The sequence below is a fragment of the Megalodesulfovibrio paquesii genome (assembly GCF_054653055.1).
In genome coordinates, this window is sequence record NZ_BAAIGQ010000004.1 from 569,786 (window position 1) to 594,034 (window position 24,249).

Annotated in this window: 18 protein-coding genes; 5 read left to right on the plus strand and 13 right to left on the minus strand. The window is 63.2% G+C overall.

The genetic code is table 11. From position 1 onward, the window contains the following. Position 1 precedes the first annotated feature (1 nt). From ACYQ00_RS05155 to ACYQ00_RS05180, 6 genes are all read right to left on the minus strand, one after another. On the minus strand, positions 2-1,123 hold the full coding sequence (locus ACYQ00_RS05155; RefSeq protein WP_460031094.1) for an ABC transporter ATP-binding protein: 1,122 nt from the start codon (positions 1,121-1,123) through the stop codon (positions 2-4). Further along, the gene (locus ACYQ00_RS05160; RefSeq protein WP_460031095.1) at positions 1,120-1,980 is read right to left on the minus strand and encodes a carbohydrate ABC transporter permease; all 861 of its coding nucleotides are present in this window, start codon (positions 1,978-1,980) and stop codon (positions 1,120-1,122) included. Before ACYQ00_RS05160 ends, ACYQ00_RS05155 begins: the two co-directional genes overlap by 4 nt. Next, on the minus strand, positions 1,980-2,924 hold the full coding sequence (locus ACYQ00_RS05165) for a carbohydrate ABC transporter permease (RefSeq protein ID WP_460031096.1): 945 nt from the start codon (positions 2,922-2,924) through the stop codon (positions 1,980-1,982). Before ACYQ00_RS05165 ends, ACYQ00_RS05160 begins: the two co-directional genes overlap by 1 nt. A 145-nt stretch (positions 2,925-3,069) precedes the next feature. Continuing rightward, on the minus strand, positions 3,070-4,638 hold the full coding sequence (locus tag ACYQ00_RS05170; protein WP_460031097.1) for an extracellular solute-binding protein: 1,569 nt from the start codon (positions 4,636-4,638) through the stop codon (positions 3,070-3,072). A 99-nt stretch (positions 4,639-4,737) separates the two neighbouring features. Next, on the minus strand, positions 4,738-5,874 hold the full coding sequence (locus ACYQ00_RS05175; RefSeq protein ID WP_460031098.1) for a C45 family autoproteolytic acyltransferase/hydrolase: 1,137 nt from the start codon (positions 5,872-5,874) through the stop codon (positions 4,738-4,740). 12 nt (positions 5,875-5,886) lie between these two features. After that, a complete protein-coding gene (locus ACYQ00_RS05180; RefSeq protein WP_460031099.1) occupies positions 5,887-7,269 on the minus strand; it encodes a glutamine synthetase family protein in 1,383 nt (460 codons plus the stop codon). A 443-nt stretch (positions 7,270-7,712) separates the two neighbouring features. Between ACYQ00_RS05180 and ACYQ00_RS05185 the strand changes: the two genes are divergently transcribed. Both ACYQ00_RS05185 and ACYQ00_RS05190 read left to right on the plus strand, forming a co-directional pair. Continuing rightward, a complete protein-coding gene (locus ACYQ00_RS05185; protein ID WP_460031100.1) occupies positions 7,713-9,647 on the plus strand; it encodes an ATP-binding protein in 1,935 nt (644 codons plus the stop codon). Between the two features lie 14 nt (positions 9,648-9,661). Then, positions 9,662-11,080 carry a sigma-54-dependent transcriptional regulator gene (locus tag ACYQ00_RS05190; protein ID WP_460031101.1) on the plus strand — a complete coding sequence of 473 codons (1,419 nt, stop codon included), beginning with the start codon at positions 9,662-9,664 and terminating at the stop codon, positions 11,078-11,080. A gap of 17 nt (positions 11,081-11,097) precedes the next feature. On the opposite strand, the gene ACYQ00_RS05195 is transcribed toward ACYQ00_RS05190, so the two are convergent. The 3 genes from ACYQ00_RS05195 to ACYQ00_RS05205 form a co-directional block, all read right to left on the minus strand. Continuing rightward, on the minus strand, positions 11,098-12,099 hold the full coding sequence (locus ACYQ00_RS05195; protein ID WP_460031102.1) for a calcium/sodium antiporter: 1,002 nt from the start codon (positions 12,097-12,099) through the stop codon (positions 11,098-11,100). Between the two features lie 182 nt (positions 12,100-12,281). Next, the gene (cydB, locus tag ACYQ00_RS05200; RefSeq protein ID WP_460031103.1) at positions 12,282-13,292 is read right to left on the minus strand and encodes a cytochrome d ubiquinol oxidase subunit II; all 1,011 of its coding nucleotides are present in this window, start codon (positions 13,290-13,292) and stop codon (positions 12,282-12,284) included. A gap of 13 nt (positions 13,293-13,305) precedes the next feature. Next, a complete protein-coding gene (locus ACYQ00_RS05205; protein ID WP_460031104.1) occupies positions 13,306-14,637 on the minus strand; it encodes a cytochrome ubiquinol oxidase subunit I in 1,332 nt (443 codons plus the stop codon). A 372-nt stretch (positions 14,638-15,009) separates the two neighbouring features. Between ACYQ00_RS05205 and ACYQ00_RS05210 the strand changes: the two genes are divergently transcribed. Genes ACYQ00_RS05210 through murB form a run of 3 tightly spaced genes read left to right on the plus strand, consistent with a single transcriptional unit; the run spans position 15,010 to position 18,739 of the window. Continuing rightward, complete coding sequence (locus tag ACYQ00_RS05210) at positions 15,010-15,594, plus strand: hypothetical protein (protein ID WP_460031105.1); 585 nt, start codon at positions 15,010-15,012, stop codon at positions 15,592-15,594. Positions 15,595-15,599: 5 nt separating this feature from the next. After that, complete coding sequence (locus ACYQ00_RS05215) at positions 15,600-17,762, plus strand: PP2C family protein-serine/threonine phosphatase (protein ID WP_460031106.1); 2,163 nt, start codon at positions 15,600-15,602, stop codon at positions 17,760-17,762. Continuing rightward, positions 17,759-18,739 (plus strand): UDP-N-acetylmuramate dehydrogenase, encoded by a 981-nt coding sequence (gene murB / locus ACYQ00_RS05220; protein WP_460031107.1) that lies wholly within the window; start codon positions 17,759-17,761, stop codon positions 18,737-18,739. The genes ACYQ00_RS05215 and murB overlap by 4 nt, the downstream gene beginning before the upstream one ends. A 146-nt stretch (positions 18,740-18,885) precedes the next feature. On the opposite strand, the gene ACYQ00_RS05225 is transcribed toward murB, so the two are convergent. The 4 genes from ACYQ00_RS05225 to ACYQ00_RS05240 form a co-directional block, all read right to left on the minus strand. Further along, positions 18,886-20,934 carry a ribonucleoside triphosphate reductase gene (locus tag ACYQ00_RS05225; RefSeq protein ID WP_460031108.1) on the minus strand — a complete coding sequence of 683 codons (2,049 nt, stop codon included), beginning with the start codon at positions 20,932-20,934 and terminating at the stop codon, positions 18,886-18,888. Further along, entirely contained in the window at positions 20,882-21,517 is a 636-nt protein-coding gene (locus tag ACYQ00_RS05230; protein ID WP_460031109.1) for a radical SAM protein, read from the minus strand. Before ACYQ00_RS05230 ends, ACYQ00_RS05225 begins: the two co-directional genes overlap by 53 nt. Before the next feature lie 602 nt (positions 21,518-22,119). Then, the gene (locus ACYQ00_RS05235) at positions 22,120-22,500 is read right to left on the minus strand and encodes a chemotaxis response regulator CheY (RefSeq protein WP_460031110.1); all 381 of its coding nucleotides are present in this window, start codon (positions 22,498-22,500) and stop codon (positions 22,120-22,122) included. 27 nt (positions 22,501-22,527) lie between these two features. Further along, the gene (locus ACYQ00_RS05240) at positions 22,528-24,222 is read right to left on the minus strand and encodes a response regulator (protein ID WP_460031111.1); all 1,695 of its coding nucleotides are present in this window, start codon (positions 24,220-24,222) and stop codon (positions 22,528-22,530) included. Positions 24,223-24,249 lie beyond the last annotated feature (27 nt).

Sequence of the window (24,249 nt, forward strand, 5' to 3'; positions counted from 1 at the left end):
GTCAGAACAGCTCCATGCGGTGGCTGGTATCGTTGCTGAAGAAGACCAGGGAGGCGGGATCAAAGGCCAGCGTCACCGGCGCGCCCTCCTCGGGCCGGCCCTGGGAAGGGACGATGGCCTTCACGGTCACACCGGCCACCCCCACCGTGAGCACCACCTCCGGCCCGCGCGGCTCGGCCAGCTGCACCCTGCCAGCCAGGGTGATCCGGTCCTGCCCGGGCTGGCTCGTCATGGCAGCCGCATCGACTACCTGCAGCGTTTCCGGCCTGAGACCCAGGGTGATGCTGCGCGGCAGGCGCACCTCCGGCACCGGCGCGGGCAGGTCCAGCTCGAAGTGCCCAAGCGCAAAGCGCAATCCCCCGCCCTGCCGCAGCAGATCCCCGCGCAGCAGATTCATGGGCGGCGAGCCCAAAAACCCGGCCACAAAGAGATGGTCCGGCGTGTCGTAAATGGTGGTGGTTTTTTCCACCTGCAGAATCCTGCCCGCGCGCATGACGGCGATGCGGTCCGCCAGGGACAGGGCCTCGATCTGGTCATGCGTCACATAAATGATGGTCAGGCCGATTTCCTGCTGCAGGCGCCGGAGTTCCCGGCGCATGGCCAGGCGGGCGGCATATTCCAGGTTGGAGAGGGGCTCGTCCAGGAGCAGCAGGGCCGGCCGGGTGGCCAGGGTGCGGCCGATGGCCACGCGCTGCAGCTCGGAGCCGCCCATGTCCCGCACCGGGGCGTCGAGCTTGTCGGTCATGTCCAGCAGCTCGGCCACCTCCCGCACGGTCTTGTCGATCTCACTCTTGGATTGTTTGCGGATCTCCAGGCCAAAGGCCAGATTCTTGCGCACGGTCATGGAGGTGAACACCGCATAATCCTGAAAGACCATGCCCACATTGCGCTTGCCGGCCGGCACGCCGACGATGGAGCGGCCATCGATCTGGATATCGCCCGAGGACGGTTCCTCCAGGCCCACAATCATGTTCAGGGTGGTGGACTTGCCGCAGCCCGAGGGGCCAAGTAGGGCCAGCGTCTCCCCGGGGGCCACGGCCAGATCGATGCCGTCCACGGCCGGGACATCGCCGCCCTCATATTCCTTTTTGAGGGCCACCAGTTCCAGTTTGGGCTTGCTCATTGCTTGATCGCTCCAAAGGTCATGCCCCGGGCCAGATGGGACTGAATCAAATAGCCAAAGAGCATCAGCGGCACCATGGCCAGCACGGCCAGGGCGGCCTGCACGCCGTAGAGCGTTCCGGCCGTGGCCGTGACATAGCGGGCCAGCTGCACGGGGATGGTGCTGATCTCCGTGTAGGAAAGCACCAGGGAGAACATGAATTCCGACCAGTTGAGAATGAAGATGAACAGGGTGGTGGAAAAGATCCCGCCCTTGATAAGCGGGATGGTCACGGTCAGGTGGGCCATAAGCCGGGAGCGGCCGTCAATCATGGCCGCCTCTTCCACTTCCCGCGGCAGATCCTCCACAAAGCTTTTGAGCATCCAGGTGGAAAAAGGCAGCGTGGCTGCGGCGTAAATGGCAATCAATCCCGTATAGCTGTCCGTCAGCCCCACATTGGAAAAAATGATCACAAAGGGCACGGCAATGGCCGCCGGCGGGAACATGCGGCCGGAGAGGATGATCAGCGGCGTGGCCTTGCTGCCATTGCCATACCGGGTGATGCCGATGGCTGAGAGCAGCCCAATGCCCACGGAGAGCACCGTGGCGATGATGGAAGCCCGCACCGACCCCCAGACGGCCTTGGTGGCCGGCTGGCTGACCCCGCCCACGCCGTAGGCCCGCAGGGCTTCGGGGTCGAACAGGGTCAGGAAATTCACGTGGGTGGGCTCGGCCGGGATCCAGATGGCCGGCGAGGCGTTCCAGTCCGTAGGCGGCTTGATGGCCGTCATGACGATCCAGAAGACCGGAAAGAGTGTCAGCGCCAGGGCCGCGCCCATGACCAGGGCCAGCAGCGGGGAGAGTTTCTTGCCCTGCATCAGCGTCCCCCTTTCAAGAGCTGGTCGCGCACCGGGGCCAGCAGCAGATGAATGAGCACCAGGCAGCCCAGGAGCACCAGAAAGGCCGCCGCTGCGCCATAGGCCAGCTGAAAATCGTTGAAGGCCAGCTTGTAGATATACAGGCTGATGGTTTCCGTGGCCGAGCCCGGGCCGCCGCGGGTGAGCATGTACACTTCATCGAACAACTTGATGATTTCCATGGTCCGGATGACGAAGGCCACCACGATGACCGGTTTGAGCATGGGCATGACCACCCGCCAGAAAACCTGCCGGGGAGACGCCCCCAGGATGACCGCCGCGCGCACCGGGTTCTCGGGCACGGCGTTCAGGCCGGACAGCAGGATGAGGAAAAAGAGCGGCGTCCAGTGCCAGACCTCGGTGATGATGACCGCCAGCACGGCCAGGGGCGCGTTGCGGAACCATTCCGGGCTCGACCCCGCGCCGAAAAGAAGTTCAATAATCTGATTGATGGGGCCATTGGACTGAAAGAGCATCCAGAAGGTGTAGCCCACCACCACAGGCAGGATCATCATAGGCGACAAAAACGCGGAAAACAGCAGGGACTTGCCCCGGAACTCCCGCAAAAACAGCACGGCCAGGGCCAGCCCCAGGGAGAACTCCAGCCCCAGGCACACGGCCGAGATGCACAGGGTTCGCAGCACGGCGTACACGAAGCGCGTGTCGTAGACGATGAGTTCGCTGTAGTTGTCCAGGCCCACGAAGCTGGCATCAAAAAAGGAGCTGCGCGTGGGCGACCAGTCCGTAAAGCTCATGTACAGGGCCACCAGCAACGGCGTCACCAGCACTGCCATGGAGACGATGGTCCCCGGCAGGGTCAGCAGCCTGACCACCGCTCCCCGGCTCAGGCCGCCTGGGCGCGGCCCTGGGGTACCGCCTGTCACCTGTATTGTATTCTCAGCCACATGCAACTCCTGCCCTGTTTTTCGATGTCGCCCAGTACGGCCCAATGTGTCCCCCCGTCAAAAGTCTTTGGGGAGGGGGCCATGTTCGGCAGGGGGAACCCCTTTCTCCAGAAAGAGGTTCCCCCGATTGCCGTTTCTTACGTCCCTAGCTCCACTTGTCCGCGCCGCTGGCCTTGCGGATGGGCTCGGCCAGGTTCTTGGCCAGGGCCAGCCAGGACTTCTTGACCTTGTCCTTGCCGATGCGGCGGGTGATGCGTTCGAAGGCCTTGGCGGCGTCGTCCAGGGCTTCCTTGGGCTTTTTGTCGCCGGTCATGCAGGCATGAACCTGCTTGTCCAGGGCGTCCTGGTATTCGAAGCCACCGGGAATGCAGAAGTCCGGCACGGTGTTGACCATATTGTCGTACAGAGTCTGCAGGTATTCGGGCGAGTAGGTGTCGATGAGCCGCTGGGTGGGCTTGAGCATGTGGTTGATGCGGTAGGGGTCCGAGTAGCCGCCGAGGTAGGGGATGGCGTCCGCGCCGATGGTGGGGGAGGTCATCCACTGGGCGTAGGCGTAGGCCAGTTCTGGGTTGGCGGAGTACCTGGAGACGGCGTAGCCATAGCCCCAGCAGAAGAGGCCGGCGTACAGCTTGGTGCCATCCTTGAGGATATCCGCGGGCATGACCGTGGCGGCGATCTTGCCGGTGGTGGCCGGGCCGGTGGAGGGGGCCTTGGAATACTTGAAGCCCGAGGGCCAGACGATGTTCATGAAGCCTTCGCCACGGCCAAAGGCGTTGTAGTTGGAGGACCAGGTGAAGCTGAAGGCGTCCGGATGGAGGAACTTGTTCATCTTCAGCATGTCTTCCAGGGCGGCCACGCCTTCGTCGGAATTGAAGGTCGGGTTCATGTCGCCATCAAAGTACAGCCGGCCCTTGGAGACGAGGCGCTGCATGAACATCCACTTGACGTAATACGGCGAGCGGTATTCCAGGCTGCCGTAGAACTTGTTGTCGGGATCATGCATGAATTCAGCGAGATTGTAATACTCGCCCCAGGTGGAGGGCACGGCCAGGGGGTAGCCGTACTTGTCGGCAAAGGCCTTCTGCTTGTCGGGATTCTTCAGGTAGTCGTCGCGGCAGAGCAGCGTGATCTGGTCGCCGTCGTTGAGCAGACCGGCCACGCGGCCGTTGTACAGCTGGGCGTGGTGGCTGGCGGGGAAGACCACGCCCCATTCCTTGTGGAACAGGTCGGGCTGGTGTTTTTCGGTCCAGTCGGTCAGGTCGTAGATGACGCCGGAGTCGATCCAGTCCGGGTAGCTCATGGCCGTGGGCATCATGACGTCGTAGCGACCGGTCTTGGCCACGGCTTCCTGCATGCCCTTGGTGTGCACCACCTCATCTGGTTCTTCGATGAATTCCAGGGTGATGCCCAGCTCGTTCTTCCATTTGTCCACATAGGGCGTCATGTTGCCGATGGAGCCGGTGGGGATGAGCAGGGTCAGGGTCTTCTTGGTCGCCTTGGCCGCGGCGGCCTTGGCCAGTTCCCAGGCGCGTTCCTCGGCGCCGACAATCTGGGCAAAGGCCTTGCTGGCGCCCAGGGAGGAGAGGCTCACGCTGTTGGCCACGGCGGCGGCCACGCCAAGCACGGCCATCTTTTTCAGAAAGCTGCGCCGATCCATGCCTCCGGCATCGAATTCGGCACACAGGGATTCAATCTGCGCTCTGTTGGACTGCATGCTGCACCTCTTGCACTGTCTCGTTGTATCGGTTGCGGACGGGCGGGACTGTTGTGGCGTTGAAAAACGTTCTGACCATCACTGGGATGGCCTGGGGTGCTAGAGTTGGTAGCGCTGATACTCGCCCTGGCAGGGGTTGCCGACGCAGAGATCCAGCCAGCCGGCCGCCGGATCCATGACCACGGCGAAGACCGTGTGAAAAGCCGTGATGTCGGCCTCGCCCTCAAAGCCATGGGCGCAGATGCAGCGCGGGTGATTGACGTGATTGCGGCTCAGTTCCTTGAGCAGATCCGGGGTCAGCGCGCCGCGGTGCCGGTTCAGGAAATCCTGAGCCACCTGCCGGCGGACCATGGACCCGCCGTGGCTGAGCCAGTTGGCCGTCTCAAAGCGGCGCATGTGCTGGCTGAGGTAATGGTTGGTGTGGGCGATGGAGCCGTCAATCTCCAAGAGCTCATAGGCCGAAGCCGAGACTTCGGCGCAAAAGGCCACGCCCATGCCGGCCAGCTGGTAGTTCATGCCCGTGGCCCGGGGGGAGAAGACCACCGCGCCCAGGGCATCGCCAATGCGCCGGGCGGCCAGGGCGCGGCGCATGATGCAGGGATAGAGCACGCCGGGCCGGGCGTCCGTGGCCACGACCTTGTTGATGACTGCGGCTACCCCGGCAGAGTTGACGCCGTTCAGTCCGAGGATGCCGGCAAAGGTCACCACCAGCTGGGCCGGGGCAGGAGTTGCGCCAGGAGCTGCGTCGGAATCGGGTTGAATGCGCAGCAGCACCACGAACTTTTCGTAGTAGCGCTCCATGTCGTAGGTCTGGCCGAGCAGGGCCTGCCCGCCAGCAGCGGCAGCGGCGGTCACGTTGTAGGTGGTGCAGCCCCAGAGGGCATCGGGCAGGGCCTTGCCGCCCAAGCCGGGCGCGCGCAGGTCTTCCAGCTCCAGGAAGGCATTGAGATACAGGATATCCGCAAAGGGCAAGCCCGCGCCATCGGCAATGCCCTGCATCTCTTCCACAAGCTCGGGGCACCACTTCTGCAAAAAGCCCACATTGCGCAGGCAATACCCTGTCAGCTGGCTGTGTTCGGCCTTGAGCAGACTGTTGTTGGCCTGATGGACCTGAATGACCGACTCCACGAACTCATGAATCAGACCGCGGCAGGTTTCTCCATGAATACGTCCGCGTTCGTAAGGCGTGCCGGAAAGTTCCAGGACGTGAGGCATAAGGGAAATGTTTGCTGCCATGCACCGCCCCGCCTAGATCAGTTCCATGTAGTAATCCCATTCCCAGGGATCCACACGGTTGTTGAAGGATGGAGTACCGTAGTCCGGAAACTGGGCCTTGGCTGTTTCCACTTCGAACTTCTTGACGGCCAGCACCAGCTTGACGAATTCAGGATCAAGCACCGCATGCAAGGCCGTATCCTGCTCGAATTCCTGGATAGCTTCTTCCAGGCTGTGGGGCAGCACGGGCACGTCGTCGCGGGTGTAGGCAATGTCCAGGATCGGGTCCGGCAGGGGCGGGTCGGACTGCAGCCCTTCCAGCCCGGCGGCCAGGGTGCTCACGGCCATGAGATAGGGGTTGGCCCCGGCGCAGGCCAGGCGGTTTTCAAAGTGCGTGCTCTGGCCGCGGCATCCCTTCAGCCGGATACCCACGGTGCGATTCTCCATGCCCCAGGTGGCACTGTGCGGGGCAAAGGAGTTGATGCGGTAGCGTTTGTAGCAATTGATGGTCGGCGCGGTGAACACGGTATTGGCCCGGGCGTGCTTGAGCAGGCCGGCCAGGAACCGGCGGGCCAGATCGGTCAGGCCACAAGCGCCGTCGGGATCATTGAACACGTTCAACCCGGTCTTCTTGTCGATGAGGCTGACGTGAAAGTGCGAGCCCGAGCCGCTGGAGTTGATGAAGGGCTTGGTCATCCAGGTGGCCAGGTAGCCGTGCTGGAGAGAGATTTCCTTGGCCCCCATCTTGAAGAGCATGGCCGTGTCCGCGGCGGGCAGGCCGTCCTTGTAATAGAGGTTGATTTCCTGCTGCCCCGGCCCGTGCTCGGAGTTCTGGGTGATGATCCGCACCCCGGCCTGCTCCATCTTGCGCATCAGGTCGTAGGTGTAGGCCATGTCAAAATTGTTCTTGAGGGTGACGAAGATGGGCTGGCCGCCGTAGGCCGGCTCACGGGTTTCCTTGTTGAGCACGTAGAATTCGAACTCGTAGCCCAGGCGGCAGATGTAGCCCAGGTCGTCATAGGCCTGGAGGAGCTTCTTGAGCAGCAGCCGGGGCGAGGCCATGGCCGGCGTGCCGTCGTACCAGTAGGGGTCCACGATGATGTTGGCCGTGTTGGGAGCCCAGGGCAACACCGTGAAGGTGGAGAGATCCGGCACGGTGCAGTGGTCGGCAAAGGCCACTTCCTCGGCATAGCCCGTGCCCGAGGGGACCATGGACTGAATGTCCAACCCCAGCAGGCCGCCATAGAAGTTCAGGCCATTGTCCACATAGTCCATGAAGCTGTTGAGGGGCACGGTCTTGCTGCGGGAGACGCCGTAAAGATCGGCCTGCTCGAACCGGATGAACTGGATATCGTGGTCGCGGATGGTTTTCTTGATGCTGTCGAGCTGCGTGGTCCGTTCCTGAAACATGGTCATGCCTTCACCCTTTCTGCCGCGGCGGCCCGCGGGCGGGACTGGTGCCGTTTAACAAAATTGCGGAGTTGCCCATGGAATAACAAGAGGCGTGCCAGCGAAGACCATGCTCAAAATTTCTCGTAATCATAGATAGATATGCCATGACTCTCCGATGCTATGACCAGAAAATACCACGTCGATTTTGTTTCAATTCTTATAATCGAGAATCACCTACAAGAATTTTGCGGCTGCGACTCAGGGGATTTCTAAAATCATCTGTTTTTACAGTATGATATATTTTCTGCTTTGATTTGCCATTTTCCCGGTTCCAGGCTAGAGCAAGGTTGCCGAGGTGACATAATTGCAACAAAAGTCGCCAACCTGCGTACGCCGCAGCCGTTGCCCCGGCCGGGATGCCTATGCCCTGCAGCCTCATCCGGTTTGCCCAGCGGTGCTCCAGTCCCATGGCCGCTTTTGACGCGGCCGACCGCCTGGCTTTCGCCAATCCGGCCTTTGACGCCACCTTTCTCGGTGGTGATGCCGACGCCCTGGGCCGTAGCCTGGGCGACCTCGGCCTGCCCCCGTCCCTGGCCTCGGACCTGGCCCTGCACCTGCAGTTTGCGCGCGAGAGCCTGCAGGAGCAGGGCTTTATCTGGGATCCCTGCCCGGACTGGTACCTGGACGCCGGCCAGCAGCCTTTCCGCTGCCGCTGCATCCCCCCAGACCCCGGCCAGCCCAGCGCTGACGAGCGCATGGTGCTGGTGGAATTCCGCGAAGTGCCCGACGCAGAACGACTCAAGAAAGCACTCCTGGCCGAACGCCAGGTGCGCCGCGAAGCCGAACGGCTGAAAGAGCGCGGGCGGGAGCTTTTTTACAATGTCTTCGATGAGGTCCCCATCTTCGTGTACATGCAGCGCCGCGACTACACCGTGGCCTACGCCAATCGCAAAACCCGCGACCTGTACGGCCCCACGGAAGGCCGGCTGTGCTACGAGGTCTTCAGCGGCCGGACCACGCCCTGCCCGGTCTGCCCCACCTTCCGGGTCTTCGAGACCGGCAGGACCGAGAGCTGGCAGTTCACCGACCGCCAGGGCCGGACCTTCCACGTGTATGACTATCCCTTTGAGGATGAGCACGGCCGGCCCCTGGTCATGGAGCTGGGCATTGACGTCACGGAACTCAAGCGGGTGGAGCGCGAGCTGTATCAGGCCCAGAAGATGCGGGCCATCGGCGTGCTGGCCGGCGGCATCGCCCACGACCTGAACAACAACCTCGTACCCATCATCTTCAATATTGACTATGCCTTGGGCAAGGCCGCCGACGAGCAGGCCCGCGCGCCTCTGGCCGAGGCTCTGCGCGCGGCCTACCGGGCCGCGGATCTGGTGGAACAGGTTCTGGAATTCAGCCGGCGGCAAAACGTCAGCCGGGAGCCCCTGCGGCTGGGGCCGCTGCTCCGGGAGCATCTGGCCCTGTTCCGGGCCTCATTGGGTGAGGATATCCGACTGGATGTGCATTGCATGGAGCAGGATGACTGTGTCCTGGCCAACCCGGCCCAGGTGCAGCAGCTGCTCTACAATCTGTGCCGCAACGCCGTGCAGGCCATGCCCGATGGCGGCCGCCTGGGCGTGCGCCTGCTGGCCAGCCGGGTCCGGCCCGACTCCTCCCACACCCCGCCCGGCCTGGAGCCGGGAGAGTACGTCGTCCTGCGCGTCGAAGATACAGGCCAGGGCATCGAAGCCGACAGGCTGGAGCGGATCTTCGAACCCTTCTACACCACCAAAAAGACCGCCGGTGGCACGGGCATGGGGCTGGCTGTGGTTCACTCCATCGTCACGCATGCCGGTGGGGGCATTGCTGTGCGCAGCCGCCCGGGCCTGGGCACGGTGTTTGACGTCTACCTGCCCCGCTGCGATGCGCCGGCGGCCGGTGCCATCGTCAACGCCGCCGCTCCCCAGACCGACGTGGGCGGAGCCACCGTCCTGGCCACGCGCCCAGGCCACCCAAGAGACCGCGGCCATCCCCCCGACGCCCCGCGCCTGTTGCTGGTGGACGACGACCAGTCCGCTCTGCTGGCCATGGAGCGGGTACTGCGCGAGGCCGGCTTCCGCGTGGTCACCGCCGGCAGCGGCTCGGAAGGCCTGCACCTGTTCCGCAACGCCCCGGCCGGTTTCGCCCTGGTCCTGGCCGATCACTTCATGCCCGACATGAACGGCCTGGATATGGCCGCCCGCATGCTGGACCTGGACGGCGCCGCCAGCATCGTCATGTGCACCGGGCACGTGGAGCCGGATCTGGAGCGCCGGGCCGCGGCTGCCGGCGTGGTTGGCTTTCTGATGAAGCCCATGACCCCGCGCACCCTCATCGACTGCGTGACCCGTCACTGCCGTCACTGCCGCTGAACGGGAGAACATGCATGGCCACGGTCCTGATCATCGATGATGACGACTTCATCCGCGCCAGCCTGGCCCGCTGTTTTGCGGATCTCGGCCACGAGACGCTCCTGGCCCCCACCCTGCGCGAGGGCCTGAGCCTGGCCCGCAGCGGGGTGGACGTCATTTACCTCGATCTCGGCCTGCCCGACGGCGACGGCAAACAAGCCATCGACCAGCTGGCCGCCACGCCCTCGACCCCGGAAATCATCGTCATCACCGGCCTGGGCGACAACTACGGCGCCCGCGAGGCCCTGGCCTGCGGAGCCTGGGACTACCTGCGCAAGCCGGCCTCGCCCCATGTGGTCAAGGCCTCCCTCTCCAGCGCCCTGCACTACCGCGCCTCCCGTCTGCAGGCCACCCGGCAAGAGGACACCCCGCGAACCTTCAACGCCTGCGGCATCCTTGGCGAATCCCCGCCCATGGTCCGGGTCAAGCAACTCCTGGGCCGCGCCGCGCAGAGCGAGGCCAATGTGCTCATCTGCGGCGAAACCGGCGTGGGCAAGGAGCTGGCCGCCAAGGCCGTGCATGCCAACAGCCCCCGCAGCGGCGGGCCGTTCGTGGTGGTGGATTGCTCCAACATCTCAAAACAATTGGTAGAAAGTCAGCTGTATGGCCATGTCCGCGGCTCCTTTACCGGAGCCCACGCCGACCACCCCGGCTTGGTGGCCGCCGCCCACGGCGGCGTGCTCTTTCTGGATGAGGTGGGCGAACTGCCCCTGGGCCTGCAGAAATCCTTCCTGCGCGTGCTGCAGGAGCGGCGCTACCGGCCCGTGGGCTCCACGCGGGAGCAAGTCAGCGACTTCCGTCTGGTGGCGGCCACCAACCGGGATCTGGAGGCCATGACCGCCCAGGGGTTGTTTCGCGGGGATCTGCTCTTTCGCCTGCGGACCATGGAGGTCACCCTGCCGGCCCTGCGCGAGCGCGGCGAGGATCTGACCCTCCTGGCCCGGCACTTTGCGGCCAAGGCCTGCTCCCGCTACGGGCTGGCGCAAAAATCCCTCTCCCCGCAGCTCCTGCGCGCCTTGCGCGAGTACGGCTGGCCGGGCAATGTTCGCGAGCTGGGCAACGTACTGGAAGCCACGGTCATTGAGGCTGGAGCCGATCCCGTACTGTACCCAAAACACCTGCCGCATCTGGTGCGGCTCTCTTCCCTGACCGAAAACGAGGCGGACGCAGAGGCCGAACGGCCCGTTCGCGCCGTGCCAGGCGCCGTGCCAGGCGCTCTGCCCTCCTATGAGGCCTTCAAGCTGGAGCAGGACCGGGTGTACTTTCGGCAGCTCCTTGACGCCGCCGGCCGGGACATGCGCCGGGCCAGCCAGCTTTCCGGCCTGAGCGTGCCCAGCATCTACCGCCGGCTCAACCAGATCGGCCTGCCCACGCCGGGCAAGCACCGGGACTGACCCCGGGGCCAGGAGAATCAGGCTGCAAAGGTCGTCAACACCAGCCAGGACATGTACGCAACATAGCAGCACAACAGCACAAAGCCTTCCGGCCGGGTGATGGCCCCGGGCCGGCGCAGGCCGTACCCCAGAAAAAAGAGCGAGATGGTCAGCCCGGCCATGACCGGCATGTCCCGCCACAACACATCGCGGGTGACCTCCATGGGATGAATGCTGCCGGCAATGCCCACCACCACCAGGGTGTTGAACAGATTGGAGCCGATGATGTTGCCCAGGGCGATGTCGTCCTCCCCCTTGCGCGCCGCTGCCACGGACGAAGCCAGTTCCGGCAGGGAGGTGCCCAGGGCCACGATGGTCAGGCCAATGATCAGATCGCTCACCCCGAAGGCCTGGGCAATCTCCACAGCCCCCCAGACGAGCATCCGCGAGCTGACGAGCAGCAGGACCAGCCCCACGGCCACCCACAGCAGCGCCCGTTTCAGGGGCATGGGCTCGCCGGCGAACTCCTGCTCCATGTCGGTTTCCAGGGTGTCGGCCTCCTCCACTGCCCCAGCCCCGTTGGCGCAGCGCTCGCGCAGGCCCTGGCGGATGGTCCAGACCATCAGCCCGGCAAACACCAGCAACAGCATGGTGGCGTCCAGGCGGGAAAGCCAGCCGCCCGCCAGTTGCAGGATGGCCAGAATCGTCACCCCGGTCAGGATGGGCAGTTCCTTGCGCAGAATTTGCGATTGCACGGCAATGGGTTGGATCATGGCCGTGATGCCGATAATGCAGGCGATGTTGGTGATGTTGGAGCCATAGGCATTGCCGAGGGCAATGCCGGGCGAGCCCTGCCAGGACGCCAGGGCCGAAACGACCATCTCCGGTGCAGACGTGCCGAATCCAACAATAACCATGCCGATGAGCAGGGGCGGCATGCCGAAATGCCGGGCCGAGGCCGCAGATCCATCCACAAACTTATCCGCGCTCCAGACCAGCAGCCCCAGGCCGCAGACCATCGCCAACAACGCCAGGACCATGATCACGTCTCCAGGTGCGGCGTGCCGCACCGATGCTTTCAGGGAATTGTTCGAAAAATCAACAGGACGGCTATGCAGTGCCACGGGCGGCAGGGCTTGTCAAAGCGGGCCTGCAACAAAAGGCGGCGGGCAGGAGCCTGCTCCCGTCCGCCGCCGCAAGATCACTCATTTCGCAGAGTGCGTTAGTAGATCATTTCCTCTTCCTTGATCTGGAAGCTGAACTTCTTGAACACCCAGGCCTGGTAGGCAATGACCGCCGGGACCATCACCAGGGCCACGCCCAGCATGATGGACAGGGTCAGGGTGCTGGAGGCGGCGTTGTGAATGGTCACGGCATGTTCCACGCCAATGCTCGAAGGCAGCAGCGCCGGGTAGATGCCGGCCACGCCAAAAGCCGTGGTGCCGAAGATGGTCAGGCCGGAAAAGGCCCAGCTTTGCCACAGGTTGCGCTTGCCCAGGGCCACGCGGGTCACCACCAGGCTGGCCACGGGCAGGATGAGCAGCACCATCAGGTACGGGTATTTCAGGTAGTTGGCATACAGATCCGTGGCCAGGGCCGAGGCGGCCAGGAAAATCACCGCCAGCAGCACCAGGGCGGGCCAGATTTCCTCGGCCGTGCGGATGGCCCGCTGCCGCATCTCGTCGGGGGCCTTGATGGCCAGCCACACCGCGCCATGGTAGCAGAAGGCAGCCACAAAGAGCAGCCCGCCAGCCAGGGCGTACGGGTTCAACAGGCCGAAGAAGGTGCCCTGGCTCACGCCATCCTTCAGGGGCAGGCCCATGAAGATATTCGAGAAGGCCACGCCCAGGAGCAGCGCCGGCAGAAAGCTGCCGGCCACATGAAACACGTCCATGAGTTTCTTCAGGGCCGGGCTTTCGCTGATGTGCCGCAGCTCAAAGGTCACGCCCCGGAAAATCAGGGCAAAGAGCAGCAGATACAGCGGGGTGTACAGCTGCGAGAACATCACCGCATACGCGCCGGGGAAGGCCGCAAAGGTTACCCCGCCGGCGGTGATCAGCCAGACTTCGTTGCCGTCCCAGAAGGGGCCCTGGGCGTTATACATGATGCGTCGGTCAGTCTCGTTCTTGGCCAGGAAGGGCATGAGCGTGCCGATGCCGAAATCGAAGCCGTCCAGCACAAAGTACACGCCCCACAACACGCCCCAGAGGATGAACCAGATGGTCTCCAACATGGCTTATGTCTCCTTAGGCGGCTTTGGGTTCAGGGGTGCTGGCCTTTTCCGGACCCTTCACCGCGTACTTGCGCAGCAGGAAGAAGTCGATGGCCCCGAGCAGGGAATACACCAGGAAGAACGCTCCCAGGGAGACAGCCACCTGGCTTGCGCTTACGCCCACGGAATGGGCTTCTTCCGTGCGCATCAGCCCCCAGACGATCCAGGGCTGCCGGCCAATTTCCGCCACGGCCCAGCCGAATTCCAGCGCCAGATACGGCAGCGGAATGGCATACACCAGCACGCGCAGGAGCAGCCGCTTGCTTTCAATCTTGTTGCGCCACAGCCAGGCCAGACCGCCCAGGATGATGAACAGCGTGCCCAGGCCGACCATGGCCCGGAAGCTCAGGAAGGTCAACGTCACGGGCGGGCGGTCTTCCTTGGGGAATTCCTTCAGGCCCTTGACCTCGGCCATGGGGTCGTTGAAGGCCAGGATGGAAAGCACATAGGGAATCTTGATGAATTCAATGAGGTTGCGCTCATTTTTTTCATCGGGAACCACCAGCAGGGACATGCCGGCCGGCTTTTCCGTTTCCCAGAGCGATTCCATGGCCGCCAGCTTGGTGGGCTGCAGCCGGGCCACCTGATTGCCGTGATGGTGCCCCTGCACAGCCACGACCAGGGCGAACACGATGCCGAACAGTGCACCCAGCCGGAAGGATTTCTTGAAGAAATCCGTTTCATTATTCCGCAGCAGATGCCATGCGGAAATGCCCATCACAAAAAAGCCGGCGAGCATCCAGGAGCCGGAGACGGTATGGAAGAACTGGCTCCACCCGAAACCATTGGTGACGACCTCGAAGAAGTTGTCCAGCTCCGCCCGACCGTTGCGGATTACGTAGCCCACGGGATTCTGCATGAAGCCGTTGGCCAGGAGGATCCACAAGGCCGAGGTGTTGGTGGCAATGGCCACGATCCAGATGGCCGCATTGTGCATTTTCTTGGACAGGCGGTCCCAGCCGAAAACCCAGACCGCGATGAAGGTGGATTCCAGGAAGAACGCCACCGTGGCTTCCACAGCCAGGAGCGAGCCAAAGATATCGCCCACAAAGGTGGAGTACGTGGCCCAGTTGGTGCCAAACTGGAACTCCAGGGTGATGCCGGTCACCACGCCCAGGGCAAAGTTGATCAAAAACAGCCGGCCCCAGAACTTGGCCATGCGTTTGTAGGTTTCGTCGCCGGAGCGAACGTACTTCGTCTCCATAATGGCGACCAGGATGGACAGCCCCAGCGTGAGCGGGACAAACAAGAAGTGAAAAAATGACGCAACGGCAAATTGCCATCGCGACAACAACAAGGCGTCCATGGGAAACTCCTTGCGGTGTGTTAAAAGGTCATATAGTTGTGTATATCAACCAGACTATTTTCATCTGGCTTGATTGCCATTCGCCTCGTTTCCTTGAGGCTGCCATTTTTTTATAGGAGACTGAAAAAAATGCAACAAGAAGGGCAGGTTTACAGGATTTTTTTGTGCCCATCCTCTTCCGAAGCCAGCTATTCCATTAACATCCCATGAATTTTTTGCAACCAGCCGCCAATAAGATCCTCGCGGGGTAACGGTGCCGGCACCGTGCGCCCGCCATGCCCTCCGGTGCGGTAAGGTTCGCAACGGGTGCGTTGTCCTTCGGTCACAAAGAGGCTAGTGAAGAGACTGCACCGTTAGTCCAAGGAGAAAGGCATGCTTTGTCGTGTGTTCGTCGTGCTGTCCCTGGCCCTCTGCCTGGCCGCCTCTGCCATTGTCCCGGCCGCGGCCCAGCACCTGCTGCCTGCGGACGGGTTCAATAAGGTTCCCTGGGGCGCGCGTCTGGATCAGAAGGAAGGCTTTCATGCGCTGGTCGCCGACGGGCCCGTGGCCATTTATGCCCAGGAGCAGAACAGCTACACCTTTGGCGGCTTCGGTGTGGTGAAAATATACTATGCGGCCAAGGACGGCGTGTTTTTTGCCGCCTTCATGCCCATGCGCAACGAGGAGATGTACCGCCAGGTGTTCAACAGCCTGCGCCTGGAATTCGGCCAGCCAGAGCGCGAGGGCGACACCACCTTCGAAACCGCCCGCTGGACCCGCAACGGTATCCAGGCCATTCTTCAACATAGTAAAATCAATAATAGTTCACAGCTTTGCTATGTTTCGCAGGCATATGGCGATGCCGAGGTCCTGCAGCGGGCCCAGACGCTGTTCGGGACCATCAACACCTCGACCCTGGAACGCGATAGCTGGAACAACCCCAAACGGTTTGACCTGGACCTCTTCATCAAGAAGTAATCCTCATGCTCCTGCGCTGGAAGCTGTTCATCCTCCTGCTTTTCTTTGCCGCGGCCCCCATGCTGGCCGGCCGGCTCTACAACGCCAGCGCCTTCATGGAAATGCGCGGCGACCTTGTACGCCAGACCAACGCCACACTGGTGGAACGCGCCAGACAGGCTGTGTCCATGCAGGTGCTGGACCATGCCCGCCATGTCCGCCTGCAGGAGGAACTGCTTGAACTGGCCGTGCAGATGCAGGCCACCGGCCTGGCCTGGGGTGAGAACGACAGCACCGTCGCACCCGGCGCATCAGCCCGCAATGCCCCTGCACACCGCATGCGCGGCCCGGGTGGGATGCTCCTCAGGCCCGGGATGTTGTATCACCCGCCCGGGGCGGCGCCCTCGCCCGCAAACGGGCGTGACGAGAATGCCTCGCGTCTGGAGCCGGTCTTCGAGGCCGTGGCTGCCCGCTTTGGGGAACGCTTGTTGTGGCAGGCGGCCTGTCTGCCCGGCGCCAGTTTTGTGGTCTTTCCCCCGCCGGCCAATGCCCATGACGACAGCGCCCTGCTGGCCTTGCTGAACACCCTGCCAGCCAGCGACCAGCCGTTCTGGTCCGATCCCTTTGTGGATCCGCGCACCGGGCAGCTGGCCCTGGCTGTCTCCATGGGCAACGCCACGGCCGGGTTTGCCGTCTGCGCCGTGAACGGCCCCACCCTGTTGCACGGCGGCGGGCATCTGGACAATCTGTCCCCGCGTCTGGAAACCATGCTGGTGCGGCCTGCGGCCGAAGGCCAGGGCATTACCGTGCTGGCAGTGCAGGATCGGGCCGCGCCCTCTGCCGTTATCGCCGATGGCCCTGCCGGCGGCTGGAGGCAGCGTACCAAGGTGCTTGATGGTGCCGGGTTGCTGGAGGATATCCAGGCCGAACGCGCAGGCACGGCCATTTTGCAGCATGGTGACGAACCAGACGCCCCTGCCCTGCTCTGGGCCTATGCCCCCCTGGGGCGCGAGCGGCTCAGCCTGCTGGCCAGCCTGCCCCTGGATGATGTCACGTCCGAGACCAAGGCCCTGAAAGCGTTCATCGATCATCGTCTGGCAGACTTGCGCACCTTCAGCGCCAGTTCGTACGCCTTGCTTATGGTGCTGGCCTTTTTCTGCTCCCTGATCGTTTCCCGGCGCATGCAACTGCGGGTGGTGCGCCTGCTGCAGGGTTTTGCGCAGGTGGCGCAAGGCAACTTCGGCGTCCGTCTGGATGTCCGCTCCCGGGACGAGCTCGGCCAGCTGGCCCGGTCCTTCAACGCCATGGTCCCGGCCCTGGAAGAGCGCCTGCAGATCATGGAAGCCCTGGACCTGGCCCACACCATGCAGCAACGCCTGCTGCCGCTCACTCCCCCCAATGTGCCAGGGCTGGAGCTGGCCGGCGCCTGCCTGTACTGCGAGGCCACGGGCGGCGACTTTTATGATTATCTGACGCCTTCTGGCCGGGCTCTTGATGTGGTGGTGGGCGATGTGAGCGGCCATGGCCTCTCCGCCGCCCTGCTCATGGCCACCACCCGGGCCTGCCTGCGTCAGCGGGCCGCTCTGCGCTCCATGTGCTGCGGCGAGGTCCGGCTGGCCTGCAACGTGAACGACGTCAACCGCCAGTTGTGCCGCGATTTGTCTTTGTCCGGCAATTTCGTCACCCTGGCGTGCCTGCGCATCGTTCCCCGCACCGGGGAGATGACTTGGATCCGCGCCGGCCACGACCCTGCCCTGCTCTATGATCCTGTATCCGGCGCCATGGCCGAACTTTGCGGCGCAGGCATTCCCCTGGGCGTGGAAGAAAGCTGGCGGTACGAGGAACAGACCATGCAACTGCCCGTGGGACACATCCTGGCCATCGGCACCGATGGGATCTGGGAGGCCCAGAACCCGGCCGGCGAACGATATGGCAAGGCCCGCTTCCGCGAGGCCTTCCAGCGGCTGGCCACCTCCGCGGCGAGCCTGCAGCACGTGCTCGACGGCCTCCTGCTGGATCTGGAGGTCTTCCGCCAGGGAGCGCGGCAGGAGGACGATGTGACCTTGGTCCTGCTGCGTCGCAAGTCTCTGGACCTTGCAGGCCTGGGCCCAGAGCCTGATCCGGAACCGGAACCGGATTGCCCTGATCATCCCGACAACACCACATGCTCCGGAGGATGCGTTTCGTGACCGCGCCTGCTTCCCGTCTGGCGGCCCTGTTTTCCACTCTCGACGTTGGCCGGCTCACGCCTGACGCCCCCCTGGCCGGGCGCTGCACCTGGCGGATTGGAGGACCGGCCGATCTGCTGGTGGAGCCGGCCAGCACGGCCCAGCTCTCCAGGGCTCTGCGCACCTGCGCCGAGCATGGCCTGCCCTGTGTGGTCATCGGCGAGGGGTCCAACCTGCTTTTTGACGATGCCGGCCTGCGCGGCGTGGTCATCCGCCTGGGCCCGGCCTTTGCCGGCTTGCGTATCGAAGGAACCCGCGTCATGGCCGACGCCGGGGTGCAGGTGGCCGATCTCGCCTGGGCCGCCCAACGCGAAGGGCTGGCCGGCCTGGAGCACATCGTCGGTATCCCCGGTGCGCTGGGCGGGCTCATCGCCATGAACGGCGGCAGCCGCCGCCAGGCCATCGGCGATGTCATCGTCAGCGTCACGGCCATGACCCGCACCGGCGAGCCCCTGGACTTCCCCTGCGCGGCCTGCGGGTTTGGCTACCGGACCAGCATCTTTCAACAGAATGCCTGCATCGTCACCGGCGCGGTGCTGGAGCTGCCTTCAGCCGACCCCGCGGTCATCAAGGCCGCCATGGACGCCGATCTGGCCGAGCGGGAGGCCAAGTTCCCCCTGGATCTGCCCAGCTGCGGCTCGGTCTTTAAAAATTCCGACGCCATGTACGCGGCCTATGGCCCGCCAGGAAAGGTCATTGAAGACACGCAGCTCAAGGGACTGACGGTGGGCAACTGTCAGGTTTCCCACAAGCACGCCAATTTTTTCGTCAACCTTGGGGGATCCACCTCGAAGGACATGCTGGCCCTCATTCATGAGGTCCGAAGGCAGGTGCTCGAACGCACCGGCCTGCCCTTTGAATGCGAAGTCCGCTACGTCTCGCCCCAGGGGCGTATCATGCCTGCCCATGAAGCCGCTGCCCTCGCTGCGGACCACTGAGCACGCCGCAGCAGGCAGCATGCTCCCTGCCTGAAGAGAAAAACGCGCGGCGCCCGGCGGAACAGTATGACCGTTCCGCCGGGCGCCGTTTTGTTCATTTCGGGCGTTGCCCGCTAGCTGCCCACCATACCGCGCTGCGGCGGCGTTCAGCAAATCTCGTCGTACATCATCCGGTCTTTGTACTCGGCCTTTTTGCCCTTGTTCCACTGGCTCACGGGCCGGTAGTAGCCCACGATGCGGGTGAAGACCTCAGCCTCCTCGCCGCATACGGGGCAGGCGTGGTGCTCGCCGCGGATGTAGCCATGTTCCTTGCACACCGAGAAGGTGGGGGTGATGGAGAGGTAAGGAATCTTCGTTTCAGAGAAGGCCTTGACGATGAAGCGCTGCAAGGCCTTGGTATCGGCCACGGCCTCGCCAAGGAAGGTGTGGAACACCGTGCCTCCGGTGTAGAGGGGCTGCAGCTTGTTCTGGTGTTCCAGGGCAAAGACCACGTCTTCGGTCAGGCCCACGGGCAGGGTGGTGGAGTTGGTGTAGTACGGCGTACCGTTGCCCGAGGCCTGGATTTCCGAGTACAGGCCCTTGTCGATCTTGGCCAGACGGTAGCTGGTGCCTTCGGCCGGGGTGGCTTCCAGGTTGTACAGGTTGCCGGTGGTTTCCTGGTAGCCCACGGTCAGCTCGCGAAGATGATTGAGCACGCGCTGCATCAGGCGGATGCCGGCGTCGGTCTCAATGCCTTTGCCCAGCAGGTTCATGCAGGCCTCATGCCCGCCCACCAGCCCGATGGTGGAAAAGTGGCCGGCGTAGCCGTTCTTGAGGTAGCGGCGCGTCCAGGGGAAGAGGCCCTTGTCCAGGTTGTTCTGGATCAGCTTGCGTTTGAACTCCAGGGCGTCCCGGGCCAGGCCGGCGTATTCCGAGAGCAGGTCCAGAAAATCTTCCTCCCCCTGAGCCAGATAGGCCAGCTTGGGCAGGTTGAGCGTCACCACGCCGATGGAGCCGGTCAGGTCGCCGGCGCCAAAGAGCCCGCCGGTCTTCTTGCGCAGCTCGCGCAGGTCCATCTGCAGACGGCAACACATGGACCGCACGTCTTCGGGGTTCAGGTCCGAGGAGATGAAGTTCTGGAAGTACGGCGCACCGTACTTGGCCGTGAGCTGCAGCAGCATCTCGCCCAGGTCGCTTTCCCAGGGGAAGTCCTTGGTGATGTTGTACGTGGGGATGGGAAAGGAGAAGATGCGGCCGTGGTAGTCGCCCTCGTTCATCACTTCCAGGAAGGCGCGGTTGATCATGTCCATTTCGACGCGGTAGTCGCCGTAGGGGGTGTCGGTGATCTGGCCGCCGATGATGGCCCCTTCCCTGGCGATGTGCGAGGGGGGCACGAGGTCGAAGGACAGGTTGGTGAAGGGCGACTGGCCGCCCCAGCGCGAAGTGGTGTTCAGGTTGAACACAAACTTCTGCATGGCCTGCTTGACCTGGGTGTAGGAAAGGCCATCGTGCCGGATGAAGGGCGCGAGGTAGGTATCCACGTTGTTGAAGGCCTGGGCGCCGGCCCATTCGTTCTGCAGCGTCCCCAGGAAGTTGACCATCTGCCCGAGAATGGAGTCGAAGTGCCGGGCCGGGCCGGCGGAGGAACGGCCGTCCAGGTTGAAGCCTTCCAGCAGCAGATCCCGGAGGCTCCAGCCTGCGCAGTAGCCAGCCAGGCCGAAGGAGAGGTCGTGGATATGGAAGTAGCCGTGGTTGTGGGCGTCGCGCACTTCCTCGGGGTATTTTTCCAGGGAATACCGGGCCTGGATGGTGCCGGAGAGGTGCAGCATGAGCCCCTGGAAGCTGTGGCTCATGTTCGCGTTTTCATTGACGCGCCAGTCGGCCTTGTCCAGGTAGTTGTCGATGGTCTCGGCCACGTCGAGATAGGCGGCCTTGTGCTCGCGCAGTTCCCGGCGCTTTTCCCGGTACAGAATGTACTTCCTGGCCACAGTGAAGAGCCGGCTCTCCATGAGCACCTGCTCGACGGTATCCTGCACCAGCTCCTGCGCGGCGACGTCATGGTCTTCGAGCCTGGCTTCCACCTTGCGCGCCAGCCGCTTGGACAGCAGGGGGTCCTTGACGCCGCTGGCGTTCAGGGCCTTGAGGATTGCGGTGGCGATGCGGTCAAACGACCACGTTTCCAGACAGCCGTCTCGCTTGCAGATCTGTGCGGGCATACTGCTTCGGCTCCTTGTACGGTTGCAGCGTCAATGCATGTCCCGCCGGCAGCTGTCGGCGGGTATCCTCGATATCCTCGGGGGTCAGCAGCGGCACCGTGGTGCAGCGGAAGGCAAAAACCCCGGGCATGCGCGAGGCCATGGCAAACAGGTATTTGAGGTTCCAGGCCGCAGTGGCGGTTTCCACACACGCGCCGGTCAATTCCGGATACAGCCGCCACGGCCCTTTGACGTCCACCGCCACGGCGGCAATCAGACGTTTTTCCAGCAGGGACTCGACCACGTCCGGCAACATGCCGTTGGTGTCCAGCTTGACCGGCAGGCCCAGGGCGGCAATATCCCCAAGCACGACCTCCAGGCCGGGAACGCAGCTGGCCTCACCGCCGCTGACCACCACGCCGTCCAGCCAGCGGGCGCGGGCCTTCAGAAACCTGAGCACCTCGGCACGATCCAGGGAGGGGACCGAGCCGGGCGCCCAGGCAATGCGCGCATTATGACAGGTGGGGCAGGCCAGGTTGCAGCCCCCGAAAAAAAGCACGCAGCTGTTGCGGCCCGGCCAGTCGCAAAAACTGAGCCGTTCCATCCCCTTGAGCTGCTCCCATCCGGAGGCGGGAGCAGGGGTGCATACGGGCGCTGCAACGCGTTGGACGCACGAAGCGCCGGACGCGCACAAGGAACGGGATGTGGCGACGGACATGGCACACCTGAAGAGGCCCAGGCTAAAGTCAAGAGTTAGTTTAGAGAATTTCGCAAAGTGATTGAGAGGCAGTCTACTGTTACTCTTGTGTAATGTACAGGCTTGCTCTGCAGAAAAATTGGTTGAATTTTGTATCCATATGCAACCGCAGTAGAAATTTTTCAGTTCTCGCATTTTGGCTGCATTGGGTCTTTTTGTTCCATGTGTCACGAAGCATACGTTCCGCGAGAATTCCAATCCCACAGTTACGAACAGCTGTGAAATTCTCGCAAAATTTTTCAAAATATCATGCTTTTGCGTTGTTGAAAGTTTTTCCGCAGGCTTTGATTGCGCAATGTTCTTGTGGAATAGTCCGAAGGCATCTTTTTCTGCCCTGCGCAGCCTCTGCCGGTCTGTTGCCTGACCGGCAGAGGCAAAAAAAGACGTCCCCCTTGCGGAGGACGTCCTGCAGTGTAGCGATCAGACAGAGACGGCGGCGGCCGTCTGCGTTATTCAAAAATCTTGTCGATTTTCTGCTTCAGCGTTTCTGCCGTGAAAGGCTTGACGATGTAGTTGGACACCTTGGCCTGCACCGCCTCGATGACGTTTTCCTGCTGCGCTTCCGCAGTAACCATAAGGAACGGCAGGTCATGAAACTCTTCGCTGGCGCGGACCTTGCGCAGGAGCTCGATGCCGGTCATGTTCGGCATGTTCCAGTCGGAAATGATGAAATCAATTCCGCCCTTGTTGAGTGTTTCCCAGGCGTTCGCGCCGTCGTCGGCTTCTTCGATATTGTTGAAGCCCAGTTGCCGCAGGATATTCTTGACGATGCGGCGCATGGTGGAAAAGTCGTCCACAACGAGGATGCGCATGGTGGTATCGGCTGGCATTGTGCTCTCTCCCTGCTCTCAATAACTTTAGGTGTGCAGCAGCCTTGCAATTGTGGACTGCAATGCTTGCATTGTAAAGGGCTTTTTGAGGAATTCGTCCACACCGGCCTGCATGGCCTGCTCGCGCTGGGACACAGTGGACTCCGTGGTGGCCATGACAACCGGAATGCGTTTGAACGCCAGCTTGGCCCGCAGCTGCCGGACAAAGGCCACACCATCCATTACCGGCATGTTCATGTCCACAATGAGACACTGGATGCCCTCTGCATCTGACTCCAAAATATCCAAGGCATGCCGGCCATGTTCGGCCACCAGCACTTCCATTCCCAGCCCGGCGCCCACGCCAAGGTAGAAGCTGCGCATGGCTGCGGAATCGTCTATGGCCAGCAGCTTCACGCCGGTGCCGGCTGCGGGCAGGGCGTCCCGCCGTATTGACAGGCGGGCCAGGGCATCTCTGGCCCCTTGGTCACCCTGATTCTCCTGATCCCCCTGGCCGGCCAGAGTCTGCAGGCAGGCCATGTGCCGGGCCAGGGCGTCTGCCGTGCCTTCATTGAGCAGATATTCCACCAGCAATCCCCGGAGTTCCGGGTTCTGATGCATGGCCAGAAGCAACTCCGGCGCGGAGGCTGCCGCCAGGGCGCGGATCATGCGGCTCTGCCGAAGCGGCGCGGCAACCAGCACCGCAGCCAGAAACCGCTCGGCCAGGGCCGGGGAGAACTGCCCCTCAATGGCATGCACCAGGGCAATACAGCCAGCAGGGTCAGCCTCCGCCTCCCAGGCGCTCAGCAGGTGCATCTTGCCGGCCAGAGAAGGCATGCGGCCCAGGGCCTCGTAGGCTGCAAAGCGTTGCGTGGGCGAGGCAAGCCGGCCGGCTTCCAGGCTGTCAAGGATGGCGTTCACGCCGCGCTTGTGGGCGATGCGGCCCAGCAGATTGGCAGCCATGATGGTCAGATCGGCGTCCGCATCGTTTTCCAGGGCAGCGATGAGCTGCGGCAGGGCGCGCTCGCCCTGGGCGGCCAGGGCATCGTGCACCAGCCGGCGGGCCGTGGCGTTCGGGTGGCGCATGTGGCCGGCCAGCACCTCCAGGGCGCCCGGGCAGTGGGCCATGGCCAGATCGCCCAGCGCATCCAGGGCATTCCACAGTGGCGCCTCGCACATCAAATCCGAACAGCATTGTCCGGCCACAACGGAGCGCTCCAAGAGCGCCGCCAGGCCGGGCAGGCTTTCACAGTCCTGCAGGGCTCCGAGCATGCTCAGGCAGACCCCGGCAATGAGCGGTTCAGGATGGTCCAGATGCAACCGGAACACCGGCAGCGCCCCTGCAGCGCGCAAGGCGTCCAGATCCAGCTGCGCCAGGGCCGTGAGCACTTCGAGCAGCACATCCGTTTGCCGGGCGTTTTCCCTGGCCAGCGCAACCAAGTCGGCCAGGGCCTGCGCGGCGTCGGGAGATTGCATGTTCAGGGAGGCGGCGGCATGCACGGCGGCCCGCTGCACCTGGGGATTGTCGTGCCCCAGGGCGCGGGATATCCACACAGGGTGCGCCAAAAACAGGGTCCGCAGCACCCCGCGCGCCATGGCGTCCACGGCGGCATCGCCAAGTGGAGTGGCGGCAAGCTCCAGCAACGCCGGAGCGTCCTGCTCATCCAGACGGAGATTCGCCTCCATGAGCAGACGCATCTGTTCGGCAAAGCCGAGAGTTCTGAGAGCGTCGAGACTGGCCATGGCAAAGGTCCCCAGGAATGGCTCACA

Coding starts and splice junctions, on each gene's coding strand:
- ACYQ00_RS05155 (WP_460031094.1), bottom strand. CDS start 1,123: ATGAGCAAGCCCAAACTGGAACTGGTGGCCCTCAAAAAGGAATATGAG.
- ACYQ00_RS05160 (WP_460031095.1), bottom strand. CDS start 1,980: ATGCAGGGCAAGAAACTCTCCCCGCTGCTGGCCCTGGTCATGGGCGCG.
- ACYQ00_RS05170 (WP_460031097.1), bottom strand. CDS start 4,638: ATGCAGTCCAACAGAGCGCAGATTGAATCCCTGTGTGCCGAATTCGAT.
- ACYQ00_RS05175 (WP_460031098.1), bottom strand. CDS start 5,874: ATGGCAGCAAACATTTCCCTTATGCCTCACGTCCTGGAACTTTCCGGC.
- ACYQ00_RS05180 (WP_460031099.1), bottom strand. CDS start 7,269: ATGACCATGTTTCAGGAACGGACCACGCAGCTCGACAGCATCAAGAAA.
- ACYQ00_RS05185 (WP_460031100.1), top strand. CDS start 7,713: ATGGCCGCTTTTGACGCGGCCGACCGCCTGGCTTTCGCCAATCCGGCC.
- ACYQ00_RS05190 (WP_460031101.1), top strand. CDS start 9,662: ATGGCCACGGTCCTGATCATCGATGATGACGACTTCATCCGCGCCAGC.
- ACYQ00_RS05195 (WP_460031102.1), bottom strand. CDS start 12,099: ATGGTCCTGGCGTTGTTGGCGATGGTCTGCGGCCTGGGGCTGCTGGTC.
- cydB (WP_460031103.1), bottom strand. CDS start 13,292: ATGTTGGAGACCATCTGGTTCATCCTCTGGGGCGTGTTGTGGGGCGTG.
- ACYQ00_RS05205 (WP_460031104.1), bottom strand. CDS start 14,637: ATGGACGCCTTGTTGTTGTCGCGATGGCAATTTGCCGTTGCGTCATTT.
- ACYQ00_RS05210 (WP_460031105.1), top strand. CDS start 15,010: ATGCTTTGTCGTGTGTTCGTCGTGCTGTCCCTGGCCCTCTGCCTGGCC.
- ACYQ00_RS05215 (WP_460031106.1), top strand. CDS start 15,600: ATGCTCCTGCGCTGGAAGCTGTTCATCCTCCTGCTTTTCTTTGCCGCG.
- ACYQ00_RS05225 (WP_460031108.1), bottom strand. CDS start 20,934: ATGCCCGCACAGATCTGCAAGCGAGACGGCTGTCTGGAAACGTGGTCG.
- ACYQ00_RS05230 (WP_460031109.1), bottom strand. CDS start 21,517: ATGGAACGGCTCAGTTTTTGCGACTGGCCGGGCCGCAACAGCTGCGTG.
- ACYQ00_RS05235 (WP_460031110.1), bottom strand. CDS start 22,500: ATGCCAGCCGATACCACCATGCGCATCCTCGTTGTGGACGACTTTTCC.
- ACYQ00_RS05240 (WP_460031111.1), bottom strand. CDS start 24,222: ATGGCCAGTCTCGACGCTCTCAGAACTCTCGGCTTTGCCGAACAGATG.